This window comes from Mucilaginibacter auburnensis (assembly GCF_002797815.1).
In the GTDB taxonomy this organism is placed as follows: domain Bacteria; phylum Bacteroidota; class Bacteroidia; order Sphingobacteriales; family Sphingobacteriaceae; genus Mucilaginibacter; species Mucilaginibacter auburnensis.
In genome coordinates, this window is sequence record NZ_PGFJ01000001.1 from 1,044,048 (window position 1) to 1,058,207 (window position 14,160).

The following is a 14,160-nucleotide window of genomic DNA, read 5'->3' on the forward strand; positions in this document are numbered from 1 at the left end:
GATTATTTAGCCTGCGTTTTGCGTAACCAAAACAGGCCTTTAATATCATTTTGCGAATGCTCAAGGCGTAAAATGAGGATGATCTCTTCTATCAACCCGGTGGCTGTGACTGCCGCGGCAATATAAAATAACCAGTATATCGGCTCGCCCATAAAGAAAAAGCCTATAACAAACAGGCCCTGAAGCACCGCGGCCGTTTTGGCCATATAAGTATGGAAACTGGTTAGCTGCTTGTATTTAATAAGTGCCAGCGCATTCTGAGCCAGGTAAAGTCCTGCTAAAATCAGGAGTGTAACACGCTCATTCATAAAAAAGTCAGGATTGAATATGTACAAGCCAACAATAGCGGCACCCATGTTAAGGTCATCGGCAATTGAGTCAAGCATAGCACCTAAGCGACTGTTAACACCGAAGCGGCGGGCCAGATAACCATCAACAGCATCGGTAAAAAAGCCTAAAGTTATCAGCCATTTAAAAAGGTAAAACTGGTTACTCAAAGCCAGCCATATAAGCAGCGGCACCGCTACCATGCGGTACAGGCTAATGCCATTCACCATGTAATAACTTATGGGCTTACTCATAAAAAGCTAACGCTTATAGTAATCTGTTTGTTTTTTGTTGTAATACTTGCACTGTCATCGTATTTTAAGTTTTAATTTTTGCTGCAGCACCTACGTTTGTAGAAGATAATTTGTGGTTAATCACTTCGTTATAAACAGAATGAACGATCTATTAAGCAGGTTTTATTTAACATTTTTTACGGTGGTGATTGCTGTTTGTTGCGCTTCATTCATTATTCATGATGACATTATTTTGGTTGATGAGCCATTTCCATTTAAACCACATGGGTTTTACATTAGCAACGTCACCAATGGACTACCTGAAAAAGAAAACATAGCTATTGTAGCAGTAAGGGATAAAAATGCAAGGCCTGTTTTAAAGGAAGCCGGTCTGCAGGGTGGTACCGCGTTAGCAGTTTCCCGGTTTGTTGCACGCAATTTAGAAAAGGACGTTAATGCCCTGCCTGTGAGTATGGCCATTAAAAATATAAAGCTTACGGAGAGCATTTTACCCAATGGCAGTATAGATGGAAAAGTTACGCTTAGTTTGTCGTTCAGCCAAACAAAAAATTATGGTACGATGGAATTGTTGAATTACAGTGGCGGTGTACATTATATACGATCTGTAAATAATGATAAGGTTATTGAGGCGCAGCTGCGTAACGCTATAAAAGCGGGATTGATGTATTTCAATAACTGGATGCAGATCAACCTGCCGGTTAACCCCAGGTTGGCTAAGTCTGTAAAATTCAATTTTACTAACTACGCTGACAAAATTGAAGGCGATACCATTTATTATTCGACTGCGCGACCGCTTACCTGGAAAGATTTTCAGTCAAAAATACGACCAGATGGCCCGTTTGAGGCAACGGTTATGCCTGGCTTTGGTTATGACCTGAAGGAAGATGTAAAAGATGGTGTCATCAATGTAAGCATCGCCCTAAAAACATATGTTGCTAAAACCGATTGTTGGGTTGGCGGTACACGTAACGCTTATGCGCTTAACCATGAGCAACGGCATTTTGATATTGCCCGCATTATAACGAGTTATTATCAGCAGAAAATAATAAATGCCGACTTAACGCCCGATACTTATCAGGCTTTTATTAATATGCAATACCTTGATTCTTATCGTGAAATGAATGCCATGCAGCGGGCGTATGATAAAGAAACCCGGCATGGCCTGGATGTATACACTCAAACTGAATGGAATAAAAAAATAGATAAGCTATTAACCGAATAGATTTATATTTTTAGCGTAATAGATGTTTTACTAAGCATTTAGTAGATTTGCACTGATGATGCCAAAAAGACCAATTTATTTATTTGCAATAGTTGCTTTAGTGGTGGCCATAGTAGCCGGTTGCGGTAAACGTAAGCGGGAATTTACCAGAGAAGCGTGGAGCTTCGGCGATGGGTTAGTGTACCCTAATCGTGAGGTTATTTTAGACGACCTGTTAGAAAAACACAAATTAGTGGGTTTGAACCATTACAAGGTAATGCAATTGTTAGGCACTCCACAGGATAAAGACACAGTGAAGTTCAGATATAGTTATCAGATAGTGAATGATGGTGTTGATTACAACCCTAAAAAGAATCCTGTTTACAGAAAAGACCTGGTGCTTTATTTCTCAAACGATTCGGTAGTTACTAAAAAAGAAGTTATAGAGAAAAATAAAAAATTTAAGTAAAGCTAATTATACTATAACCTCTGTTTTTTGAGAAATGAGTTTTATCTGCTCATCCAGTTCATGGGCAGAAGTGCTTAAATAGATAAGTAACTTCTTTCTTTCTTCTTCGGAATTGTCTGCATTCTGTAATAGCTCGGTTATTCCTAATATCCTTACCAGCGGAGAGCGTATGGCGTGCGATTGCAGCCAGGCAATATCTAACAGCTGGCGGCTCTGTTGTTCAATAGCATTGGCGTATAAAACTTTTTGCGTGTTATCTAAACAGGCGCCAATCATTTCAAGCGGTTTCCCGTTCTCGTCTTTTTTTAATTTAGCCCATGAGCGTAAATACCGCATGCTTCCGTCAGGGCGAAATACACGTTCTTCAAATTCGGCATCAACACCCGTATTTAATACCTGCATTATGGTGTTAAATATGCTTTCTTTATCATCAGGATGCAGCCGTTCCATGTAACCTTCAAATGTTGCTTTGAAGTTGTATTGATCAAGGCCATATATATTATACAAAGCCGGCGACCAGCTTACCACATCATTAACTATGTCCCAACGCCAGTTGCCAAAATGCGCCAGGTCCTGGCTTTGCAGCATAAGCAGGTTGGCCTCGCGTACAGTTTCAGTGTGTTGCCGGTCCTCTAAAATAATGCGTAAAAGGCTTGTCGTTTTTTCCATTACCTCCAGTTCCTCTTTTCCGGGTGTTTTGGGCGTGTTGTAATACATGCCTAATACTGCAATAACTTCGCCTTCAGCATTAATTACCGGATTTGCCCAGCAGGCAGCCAGGTTATATTTGCTTACCACAGAAAGAAATTTCTCCCATCTATGATCTTTAGAGAGGTCACTTACAATAACCCTTTGTTTCAGTGCCGCCGCCGACCCGCAAGATCCTTCGTTTTCTCCTATTGGATGACCTATTAGCGAATCCATATAATCTTTCGGTAAGGTAACTGCCAGGCCATTCATCAATTTTCCGTTAACTACCCGGTGTATGGAACAGTGCATTTGCGGGAAAAGCTGTTCGAGGCCCCTTAAATAGGTTAACAAAACTTCATTAACAGGTGTGCTTAGATCTGAGTTGATCTGTAAGATATCGCGTTCCAGTTTTTCAACGGCTTGCAACCTCTTGGTTAGCGTAACATCAAGCATCACGCCGCATAGCCGCGGTTTTTCATCATTGCTGTAAGCTAAAGATACCGTATCTTTTATCCACACTACTGCACCTGTGTTGGTTAACATGCGGTATTCAAAAACATGTACAGGGTTATCATCATTTTTTAATGCCCTGTACCTTTCAATAACCGAGATATCATCAGGGTGTATTTGCCCCGCCCAAAAGTTGGGTGTTTGCAACCATGAATTATGCGGGAAGCCTAAAACTGTTTTAATATGCTCATCAATAAACAAAAATCTGCTCATATCGCTATCCGCTTTCCATACTATGGCGTTAATGGATTGCAGCAGCGAGTAAAGCTGAGTTGCATCGTTTTCTATGATCATTGATGTTCAGGATATCGGTAATTAAATTTACTACAATATCAACACAAAATCAAAATAAGTATTATAGTTTAACGCGTAGTGAAAGATAGTGATGCCAAAGCATCATTGTAGCAATAGTTCGGTAAGGCCGCCACGCTTCAGCTATTGCCAGTAATTGCTCTTTTGATGTGCTTGCGGGTAGTTTTTTTATTTGTTTTAACGCATTAATAGCGGCCAGATCACCAACTGGAAATGCATCGGCACGCTGAAGAACAAACATGAGGTAAACATCAACCGTCCAGTTGCCAATGCCCTTTAATGCGGTTAGTCTCAACCTTACTTCATCATCAGGCATTTCTTCCAATGCGACAAGGTTAATTTGTCCGCTAACTATGGCTTCGGCTAAATACTTAATGTAAGCTGTTTTTTGACGGCTACAATAACAGGCCCTGAATTCATCATCTGTTAGCAGCAAAACACGCGCAGGCGTTATTTCCTGCAAGTGCTCACGTATTTTATTTAATGCCGATAGTGCAGAAGCCAGCGAAACCTGCTGCTCTAAAATAATATGTACTAATGATTCAAAAGTATTCGGCCTGCTCCACATGGGTGGATAGCCGTATGTTTTTATGATGGTGCCGAGCTGAGCGTCGTTATTTGCTAATTCATCGCAAATGATGTGAAAGTTGTCCGCGTTAAATTGGTTTATAGCAACACCCATAACGTGCGCGTTATTTACGCCTTGGCAGATAAGCTCTTCTCTATCACTTCCGCATAGTAGTTTTCGTAAAGTGGTAAAATTTTTGAAAGTTCAAATTCTTTAGCCCTCGCCAATGCGTTCTCTTTAAAAGTAGCCAGGCGCTCGTCGTCCTCTAAGATATAGATAGATTTATCGGCCATGTCATCCACATCGCCAACATCACTTAAAAAGCCGGTAACACCATCTACGTTCAATTCGGGTAAACCACCGGTATTTGAGCTAATAACCGGTACTTTACAAGCCATAGCTTCTAAAGCGGCTAAGCCAAAACTTTCTGATTGTGATGGCATCAGGAACAGGTCAGATACTGAAAGTATCTCTTCAATGGCATCCTGTTTGCCTAAAAAGCGGGTGTCTTCGGCAACACCAAGGTCACGGCAAAGTTGCTCGCATGATGAACGCTCGCCGCCGTCGCCTACCATCAATAGTTTTGACGGTATTTTTTTGCGGATCTTGGCAAATATTTTTACCACATCTTCGGTACGTTTTACCTTACGGAAGTTTGAGGTATGGACAAGTATTTTTTCGCCATTCGGCGCGATAGCTTTTTTAAAGTGGTCCTTAGGTTTTAAACTGAAACGTGTAAGATCAATAAAGTTAGGTATCACCCTTATATCATTCTCAATTTCAAAAAACTCAAAGGTGTCTTTTCTAAGGTTTTCTGATACAGCTGTTACACCGTCGGATTTATTGATAGAGAAAGTAACAACAGGCTTGTAGGTACGGTCTTTCCCTACTAACGTAATATCAGTGCCATGCAGGGTGGTAACCACAGGAATGTAAATGCCGTAGGTTTGCAGTATCTGTTTAGCCATAAACGCAGCCGAAGCGTGCGGAATAGCATAGTGAACGTGTAATACGTCTAACTTTTCAAAACGCACCACATCAACTAACCTGCTGGCTAACGCAACTTCGTAGGGAGCGTAATCAAAAAGCGGATAGTTAGCTACTGCCACCTCGTGGTAGAAAAGATTTTCGGAAAAAAAATCAAGTCGGGCGGGCTGATTATAGGTGATGAAATGTACCTGATGACCGTTATCGGCCAAAGCTTTGCCAAGTTCGGTGGCCACCACGCCGCTACCGCCAAAGGTTGGATAGCAAACAATTCCGATTTTCATTGATGGATCTGAGTTGAATTACGCTGCAAGTTTAACAGCAATTTCCAACATTAGTGTTAATCAGATGTAATATTGTTGCTAACCATATAATTAGAAGGTTACATACCTTTTTGAATAGCCCTATAGATCACATCCTGAATCCGGCCTCTGATGCTCAAGCTGTTAAGTTTGCTGCTCACATCAGGGTAAACCCGGTTTGACAGGAACACATACACCAGGTTATATTTCGGATCAACCCATACACAGGTGCCTGTAAAGCCGGTGTGACCGTAAGTTTGATCGGATGCTAATTCTGACGGATACTTTTTATCTTTTGCAGGGTCCCATCTGTCAAAGCCTAATCCCCTGCGACTGTTACCGGAATAACGTGCGGTAAACTGTTTTACAGTTGCAGGTTTTAGGTATTCTTCGCCACCGTATGTTCCGCCATACAGCAGCATTTGGTATAATGTAGCCATATCAATAGCATTGCCAAACAAACCTGCGTGCCCCGCTATACCGCCCATTAATGCCGCAGTGGGGTCATGTACATAACCCTGCAAGGTATCCCTGCGATATTTTGGATCAACTTCGGTAGGCGGTATCCTTTCTTTATTAAAACGGTAAAGGGGCAAATAGCCGGTGGTTTGCATACCCAGCGGGGTATAAAATTGTTGCTGGGTGTATATCGCTTCGTTAGTAGAAGTTATGTTTTCTATTATCTGTTGCAATACACACATGCCCACATCGCTGTAAACATATTGTCCACGGGTTTTCAATGGGCCGCGCAGCATTTTTGGCCACATTACATTCTTAAAATAGTCTTTAACCAGGTAAAACCTGTTATTTACCTTAGTAGGATAAGCCGCTGATGAATCGGTGCTTCTGTCCTGAGGTTTTACAACTTCAAGCGTAGGTATATCTGCTATAAAACCCGCCTGGTGGGTTAGTATCTCCCAAACCTTTACATCTTTTACCGGGGTGTTCTTCGCTTCCGGTAAATAATCTGCAACGGTGGCGTTAATATCCAGTTTGCCCTCATCAACCAGTTTCATGGCGGCAATTGTGGTAGCAGATATTTTGGTCATGGATGCTAGGTCAAATATGTCTGTCACTTTATCCTGTACCGTTGCATCGTAGGTATGAAAACCGTATGCTTTATTAAATATCACCTTACCATCTTTTACCGCTAAAACAACACAGCCAGGAGTAGCGCGCTGGGCTATGGCGTCGCGGGCAATCTTATCAATGTCGGCGAGGTTTTCTGCGCGGATGCCAACTTCTTCCGGAACAGTATACTGTAAGCGTGTTTGCTGCGTAACCGAGGCTAAGCCTGGCGTTAATTGAGGGGTTAACGAGGTAGTTGGCTTTTGCGTAATGGCTACGCCACCAAATATAGCCTGCGCCACAAAAAATGATGCGACGGTTGATGCCTGTTGCGTATAAACAAGCGCACCTTTAAAGTCTTTTAAGGAAGTGAGTTGTGATGCTTTGCCGAAATAAGCAATTACGATGTCTTTAAGTTTTTGGTTGGCCTTAATAAAATCTGTAATGCGTGTGTTAGCGAGGTCGTTTTCTGTAAGCTGAAGAATAAGCGTGTTAAACATTTTTACATCACGCGATAATTCTTCCGTGCTTTTTGACCCAAGGTAATCAGCACCGTTAAAGGCTTCAACTTTGGCATAGTTATTTAACAAGCTGTCAAATCCTGCCGCGTAAGCATGCGAAAAATGAATACTTGCTATTTTTTTCTCAGCAAGCTTTTTTAGCGGAATGAGTTCCTTTTGATTGTTGAACAGATAAGTTGACGATTGTACTTTCGTTTCTTCTGCCACGTATGCCTCGCCGGTTGGGGTTTGGGCGCAGGCAGAATTAAATAAAATGAATAGCGAAATAATCAGGGTAAAGCCATTCGGCTTATTTTTTCTCATACACTTTTTCTCCGTTGATAAAGCTCTTTAAAACTTTTGCTTTTAGTAGCTGATTTGGCTGCGCTTTCATTATATCAGTATCCAAAATTACAAAGTCGGCGTACTTGCCGGGTTCAATGCTTCCTTTTTCTGTTTCCTCGAAATTTGCCTTTGCCGCCCAAATGGTCATCCCTTTTAAAGCGTCGGTTCTGCTTATGGCATTTTCCATTTGAAAACCCTTTGCAGGCTGTCCGGTGTGGTCCTTACGTACCACTGCCGCATAAAACGTGTAAAGCGGATTGATATTTTCCACCGGGAAATCTGTCCCTAAAGCAATCCAGCCATTTTGCTTTAAAAGATTTTTGTAGGCATAGGCTGTTTTTATTCTGTCGGCACCTAAACGCTTTTCTGCCCAAAACATGTCAGAAGTAGTATGCGTAGGCTGAACAGATGGAATAATGTTGTAGTCGCCAAAATAGTGCAGATCATCCGGCGATACCACCTGCGCATGTTCAATGCGCCAGCGCTTATCATTTTTGCCTTTTAAAGCATCGGCATAAATTTTCAGCATTACCCTATTGGCGGAATCGCCAATAGCATGAGTATTCAACTGCACGTTGGTGTTAGCCAATTTAGCTGCAACCTCTTGAAAATGCTGCTCCGTACTCAACAAAAAGCCTTTAGTGTCTGGTTTATCGGTGTAAGGCTGCAGTAAACAAGCCCCCCGTGATCCCAATGCGCCATCAGCGTACATTTTAATAGCGCGCACACTTAGTTGCGGCGTTTTGAGTATGCCGTTCTTAGCAAAGTAATCATAGCTTTCCGGCCTGTCTGCCAGCATTACATACATGCGCATTTTTAGATCGCCCTTTTTCTGCAGCTGATTGATCACCCCCACCATGGTGGTCGGCAAGCCGGCATCGTCAACTGTGGTTAAGCCTACTTGAAAACAATTCTGCTGGGCGCTTAATAAGGCGCGTTGTATGGCCTGGTCATCGGGAGTGGGTATTTTACGGGTAACTATCCCAACAGCATTATCTAATAAGATGCCGGTTAGTTTACCATCAATCACCTCAATGTCGCCACCAATAATTTTTTGGCCGGGTTTTATTCCTGCAATGTCCAGTGCCGCCTGGTTAGCTATAGCTGCATGCCCGTCAATACGAGACAGCAAAACAGGCCGCATAGGGAAAAGTGAATCCAGGCGAGCCTTATCCGGGAACTTTTTACCCTCCCAAAGGTTTTGGTCCCAACCGCTGCCCAATAACCAACCTTCCGGATTGCTCTGGGCAAAGTGCTGCACCGAGTCGGTAACGGTATGCCAGCTGTTCAGGTCTCTTAAATTAACCTGCTGTAAACCCAGGCCGTACTCATAAAAATGACTATGTGCATCAATAAACCCGGGATATACGGCCTTGCCTTCGGCATCAATAACCTCGCGGGGTAGGTAGTCTTCCTCCAGATCTTCTTCTTTGCCCACAGCTACAATTTTACCATCTTTTACTACAAAAGCATAAGCAGTTGTAAAGGCGCTGTCAACAGTATAAACTATTGCATTTTTAACCAGCAGATCGGCATTGAATTCTTTTTGTTTACAGGCAGCTGCCAATAGCAGTAGTATGGGCCATAATTTTTTCATGCTGATGGGCTACGTATTTGGTAAATATATTCAACGTAATAGTATATACAATACTTGATAAATAAAGTTGCGTACAAATTTATCAAACGTAGCTTATTCACTTCTGCGTATGCTTATTTAGTAGAAGCTAATATCATTTGCGCTTTTGCTTTTGCAGATTGGTCTCCACTCTGAATTCAACAATTCGTTTGATCAGATCAAGGGGCAGCGGCTTATCCAGTTTAAATTGTAATGTTCCTTTGCCGGCTTCGTATTGTGTTGTTTCTTCTTTAAATGCTGCTATACCCATAGGAGCGGGATAAAAACCAATGTGATTTTTGTAGCCACCAAAGTGCACAAGGTTCCCGTGTAAAACAAAGGTTGGAATGCCATACTTTATGGCCTCTTCAGCATTGGGTGCCGCGTGTTTAATGGTATGCCTTATTTGCTGTAATAGCGCCTGCACGTTTTGAGGAAACGTGCTGATGTATTGGTCGATATCCTGGTAGGTTTTCATTTTTTTAGATTTGATAATCAAATCTATCCCCGAAAAACAAATTTAGCAGTGGCTAAAAACGACAAGATCAGGGGGCGTTTATCCTCCTGATCTTGTAATTCGAGTTTTTTTTAAATACTATTAGTTCTCAACAGGGGAGAAAATTTCCAGCAGAATGTTCCATTTATGTTTAGCGTCTACTTCCCATATTCTAACGTAGTGAAAGTGCCCAACAATATTAGCTTTTTTAATGGTAGCCTTACCAAAGCTATAGGCAAGGTCACCGCTCAAAGCCCGGCCTGCGCCGGTAGTTTCGGCCGCTATGCTTATGGCCTGGTTGTTTATAAATTGCAGAATTTTGTCTGTACCCATCATTGGCTCAAAGCCGGGAAAGTAATATCTGCCCTCTTCACTCAAAAACTCTTTATATGCAGCTAAGTCTGACTTTGTTAGCGAGAAGTTAAAAGTTTTGTCAGTGTCAACTATAATGTTTTTGCCGTTAAAAGGATCTTTTGATTCTTTAACGGGTTTAGCATTGCTGTCTTTAAAATCCTTTAACTGTTGCTCAACCGGCTCAGGATGTTGTATACCCAAATCTATTAACAGTTTCAATTTGCCTTCCGGGTCAACGCGCCAAAGCGAAACGTAGTCGCCGTAAATTTTATCATCTTCTGATTTTCCGTTCTGGAAGGTATACGGTCCTGCAGTAAAAGCCAGATCGCCACTGGCAGAGATGCGGGCAATTTTTGCTTCGCGTTTTAAGGTGCCTGGTTGCTTATCAATTGATTTATAGAAATCGGTTATTTTTATTGCCTGTGGCTTAAATATAAAACCCTCCGGGTCTGCTACCGATAAAAATCCGGCCTTAATGCCTTTACTTGCTATAGTTTTACTGAAATCGGCTTCGGCAGCTACAACTTTGCTAACCTCTGCAGCCTTTTGCGCAAATGCTATTGCAGACCAGCCGAACAGAAGGGTAGCGAGAAATATTTTTTTCATGTTGTTTGTTTTGGTGATTTTATTGAAGGTTGAAACACAATTGTGTGCGTTTTGTTGCGTTGTTTTTGTTTGTTAACGTTAAAAATTGAATTAAATTTTACTCCAGTTAGTGCCTTCTTTACTATCTTTTAACTGAAAGCCAATTTTTTGCAAACCGTCGCGTATTTTGTCTGATGTTGCGTAATCTTTGTTTTGCTTGGCTTCGTTACGCAGCGATACAATGAGATCAAGGATTTTAGGCAGATCATCATTATCCGCTTGTTCATCTTTAAGTCCCAATATCTCAAATACAAAGGTGTTCATCATGTTTTTCAACAGGTCCAGATTGTTAGCGTCGATCTTCATCTTGCCATCTTTAACCGAATTGATAATGCGTGCGCCTTCAAACAATTCGGCAATAAGTACCGGACTATTAAAATCATCGTTCATGGCTGCATAGCAACGTTCTATAATTGGCGCTATATCAACATCAGATGTGGCCGAAGATTTCAGTGAATGTAACAACGATACCGCGGTCATCAGGCGTTTAAAGCCTTTTTCTGACGCTTCCATGGCTTCGTTACCAAAGTCAAGCGTGCTGCGGTAATGCGCCTGCATCATAAAAAAGCGCACCATCATGGGGCTGTAGCCCTTGCTCAGTATGTTATTGTTACCCGAAAAAAGCTCATGAGGCAAAAAGCTGTTACCTAATGATTTTGACATTTTTTGGCCATTAACTGTAAGCATGTTGGTATGCACCCAATACTTGGCAGGGTTTTTACCGCAACTGGCTACGTTCTGTGCAATTTCATTGGTATGATGCGTAGGGGCAAGGTCCATACCCCCGCCATGTATATCAAACTGCTCGCCCAAGTATTTATTACTCATAGCAGAACATTCCAGGTGCCATCCCGGGAAGCCATTGCCCCAAGGCGAGGGCCATTGCATTAAATGCTCTGGTTTCGCTTTTATCCATAAGGCAAAGTCAAGCTTGCCGCGTTTTTCATCCTGACCGCCCAGATCGCGGGTGTTGGTAAGCAGATCTTCCAGTTTACGGCCGTTCAATATGCCGTAATCCTGCGTTTGATTGTACTTCTCTACATCAAAATAAATAGAACCATTTACCTCATAAGCGTAACCTTTGGCCATTATTTCTTTAACCAGTTCAATCTGCTCAATAATGTGGCCCGTGGCTGTAGGTTCAATACTTGGGGGCAGGGTGTTCAATATCTGCATAACCTCATGGAAACCTACGCTGTATTTCTGTACTATTTCCATGGGCTCTAACTGAGCCAGTTTTGCTTTTTTAGATATTTTGTCTTCACCTTCATCGCCTGCGTCGCCTTCCAGGTGGCCGGCATCGGTAATATTGCGTACATAGCGTACTTTGTAACCCAGGTGGGTAAGGTACCTGAATATAAGATCAAAAGATATATAAGTGCGGCAATTGCCCATGTGCGCATCGCTGTAAACGGTAGGGCCGCAAACATACATGCCAACATGAGGGGCTGCTAAAGGGGTAAATACTTCTTTTTTACGTGTTAGGGTATTGTAAACAAACAGGTTTTGCTCCATAAGGCAAACTTACAATTTTTTGGTTTGAGTTATGTAGCCGGGAACAACCCGTTTAACAGGGGTGCTCAAATTTTACAATATATCTATTGTAGAGCCAGATCGGCATATACAGGGTAATGGTCCGACAGCTTTTGTTGAATGATCTTATAATTCAATACATCAAAGCTGTTATTCGCCATTATGTAGTCTATCTGGTAGTTAGGAAAATCGCCGTTATAAGTTCGGCCCAAACCCAATCCTTTCTCTCTGAATGTATTTTTAATGCCTTTACCCATCTGATTTACCGCGAATGATGTTGGGGTATCATTAAAGTCGCCGGATATAATGTAAGGGTATGGGCATTGCGCTGCATGTTCTTTAACCAGTAATACTTGCTCGGCACGTTTAATAAACGCGCGTTTAAGTTTACCACCTAACCTTCGCGTAGACGCTATATCTGCTTTTCCTTTTTTTGTAATGGTGTCAATATACCGGTAATCCTCAGCTTCAAAGCGTATAGATTGAAGATGGACAGAATAAAAGCGAATTATCTGGTTGTTGGTTTTAACGTCAACATAAATACATTGGTTGCCCATGCCGGGTGGAGAAATTGCAACAGAGCCTTTAGCCACGATGGGATAGCGTGAAAAAATGCACATTCCCATTTTTTCAATATCTGTTTGCATGTTGGGTTCAAAGTGCAGATATTTTGTTTGGAGCAGATCGGCAATGGAGTCGCTCATGGCGTAACGGCCGCGTTTGCGCGTAAAAAATTCCTGCATTCCAACTATATCAGGATTAACGTTTTTTATCACCTGTAATATGCCATGCCGGGTTGTGTCATTTTCATTGAGGCCTTCTTTTTTAAAATTGTGCACATTATAGGTTAAAATGCGTAGCTGGTTAGCAGATCGCTCAGAAAGATTTTTGTTGCCAAAGTGAAAGCCGATGTTTTTGAACAATATGTTATATCCAACCAGAATAGTCAACAAAGAAATGATCGCGAATTTAACGCGTACAATGAACCAGTAAACAACAAACAGAATGTTGAGTACCAGAACGGGTGGATAGGCTAAACCGAAAAAAGCGATGGGCCACAAAGTACGTGGATCTGTAACCGGAGCAAGATAGGCCAGTAACATAGCCAACACGGCAATGCTGTTTAAAAACAGCATAAATTTAGTAAGAAAAGAAAGTTTGGCTTTAGTTTTCTTCATGTTTGCTTGCGCGGAAAAGTACTTCTTTCTCGTGTTTATTGAGGCTATCGTACCCTGTGCGCGATATTTTATCTAATATCTCATCAACTTCATCCTGGCGCGGTTTTGTCGACACGCTTCTGTTATTATTAGTTGACACAACCTTAAGTTTACGTTTTGGTTTAAAAATATTGCTTAAACTTTCAATCCAATCGTTGCCGCGTTGTAACTGTTTTATATAAATAAAGCCGATGAGTGCCCCGCCAAGGTGGGCAATTTCTCCACCGGCATTAGCTCCTTTAAGCCCCAAAAAGCTCAATACTATAAATAGAATGGCTACCCATTTAATGCTTAACTCACCTAAAATAATCACACTTATTTTATAATTAGGTACCAGCGTAGCGGCGGCTACAATTATTGCCATAACACTCGCTGAGGCACCCACCATTATGCGGCCGGTAAATGACGGAAGCAGTGTAAATAAAAGGATGTAAAATATAGCTCCGGTTAATCCTCCCATCAGGTATAATCCTACAGTTCTTTTATAGCCTAAAAATTCTTCAAAAATTTGCCCCATCCAATACAACCACAACATATTGTAGAGTAGGTGAAAAAAATTAAGATGCGTGAACATGTAGGTTATTGGTGTCCATGGCCTGATAGCCAAGGCTGAAAAACCACCCGGAACAGCAAAATAACTTGCTATTATTTGTTTAGCCGGTGTAATGGCCAACAAAAACACAACAACATTAACACCGATCAGCAAAAATAATTTGCTATCCGGTTTAGTTGTTCGCAAGCGTGTATTTTCAAGAAAGCTCATCTAT

At 41.7% G+C, this 14,160-nt stretch carries 13 protein-coding genes; 2 read left to right on the top strand and 11 right to left on the bottom strand.

The window, feature by feature from the left end:
* Nucleotides 1-2: 2 nt before the first annotated feature.
* Complete coding sequence (locus CLV57_RS04590; RefSeq protein WP_245856865.1) at nt 3-581, bottom strand: CDP-alcohol phosphatidyltransferase family protein; 579 nt, start codon at nt 579-581, stop codon at nt 3-5.
* 139 nt (nt 582-720) lie between these two features.
* On the opposite strand from CLV57_RS04590, the gene CLV57_RS04595 reads away from it, so the two are divergent.
* Nucleotides 721-1,803, top strand: coding sequence for a DUF922 domain-containing protein (locus CLV57_RS04595; protein ID WP_100340159.1), 1,083 nt, complete (start codon nt 721-723; stop codon nt 1,801-1,803).
* A gap of 55 nt (nt 1,804-1,858) precedes the next feature.
* Nucleotides 1,859-2,251, top strand: a complete 393-nt coding sequence (locus CLV57_RS04600) for a hypothetical protein (protein ID WP_100340160.1) — start codon at nt 1,859-1,861, stop codon at nt 2,249-2,251.
* A gap of 6 nt (nt 2,252-2,257) precedes the next feature.
* On the opposite strand, the gene CLV57_RS04605 is transcribed toward CLV57_RS04600, so the two are convergent.
* From CLV57_RS04605 to CLV57_RS04650, 10 genes are all read right to left on the bottom strand, one after another.
* On the bottom strand, nt 2,258-3,745 hold the full coding sequence (locus CLV57_RS04605) for a PAS domain-containing protein (RefSeq protein ID WP_100340161.1): 1,488 nt from the start codon (nt 3,743-3,745) through the stop codon (nt 2,258-2,260).
* A gap of 61 nt (nt 3,746-3,806) precedes the next feature.
* Nucleotides 3,807-4,445, bottom strand: coding sequence for a DNA-3-methyladenine glycosylase family protein (locus CLV57_RS04610; protein WP_100340162.1), 639 nt, complete (start codon nt 4,443-4,445; stop codon nt 3,807-3,809).
* A 14-nt stretch (nt 4,446-4,459) separates the two neighbouring features.
* A complete protein-coding gene (gene bshA, locus CLV57_RS04615) occupies nt 4,460-5,602 on the bottom strand; it encodes an N-acetyl-alpha-D-glucosaminyl L-malate synthase BshA (RefSeq protein ID WP_100340163.1) in 1,143 nt (380 codons plus the stop codon).
* Nucleotides 5,603-5,700: 98 nt separating this feature from the next.
* On the bottom strand, nt 5,701-7,512 hold the full coding sequence (locus CLV57_RS04620) for a serine hydrolase domain-containing protein (RefSeq protein ID WP_100340164.1): 1,812 nt from the start codon (nt 7,510-7,512) through the stop codon (nt 5,701-5,703).
* Nucleotides 7,499-9,130, bottom strand: a complete 1,632-nt coding sequence (locus CLV57_RS04625; RefSeq protein WP_100340165.1) for an amidohydrolase — start codon at nt 9,128-9,130, stop codon at nt 7,499-7,501. Before CLV57_RS04625 ends, CLV57_RS04620 begins: the two co-directional genes overlap by 14 nt.
* A gap of 133 nt (nt 9,131-9,263) precedes the next feature.
* Nucleotides 9,264-9,626 (bottom strand): iron chaperone, encoded by a 363-nt coding sequence (locus tag CLV57_RS04630; RefSeq protein WP_100340166.1) that lies wholly within the window; start codon nt 9,624-9,626, stop codon nt 9,264-9,266.
* Nucleotides 9,627-9,746: 120 nt separating this feature from the next.
* Nucleotides 9,747-10,604 (bottom strand): DUF4440 domain-containing protein, encoded by an 858-nt coding sequence (locus CLV57_RS04635; protein ID WP_100340167.1) that lies wholly within the window; start codon nt 10,602-10,604, stop codon nt 9,747-9,749.
* A gap of 90 nt (nt 10,605-10,694) precedes the next feature.
* A complete protein-coding gene (gene cysS, locus CLV57_RS04640) occupies nt 10,695-12,158 on the bottom strand; it encodes a cysteine--tRNA ligase (protein WP_100340168.1) in 1,464 nt (487 codons plus the stop codon).
* Nucleotides 12,159-12,241: 83 nt separating this feature from the next.
* Entirely contained in the window at nt 12,242-13,354 is a 1,113-nt protein-coding gene (locus CLV57_RS04645) for an endonuclease/exonuclease/phosphatase family protein (protein ID WP_100340169.1), read from the bottom strand.
* A complete protein-coding gene (locus CLV57_RS04650; protein WP_100340170.1) occupies nt 13,341-14,156 on the bottom strand; it encodes a rhomboid family protein in 816 nt (271 codons plus the stop codon). Before CLV57_RS04650 ends, CLV57_RS04645 begins: the two co-directional genes overlap by 14 nt.
* Nucleotides 14,157-14,160 lie beyond the last annotated feature (4 nt).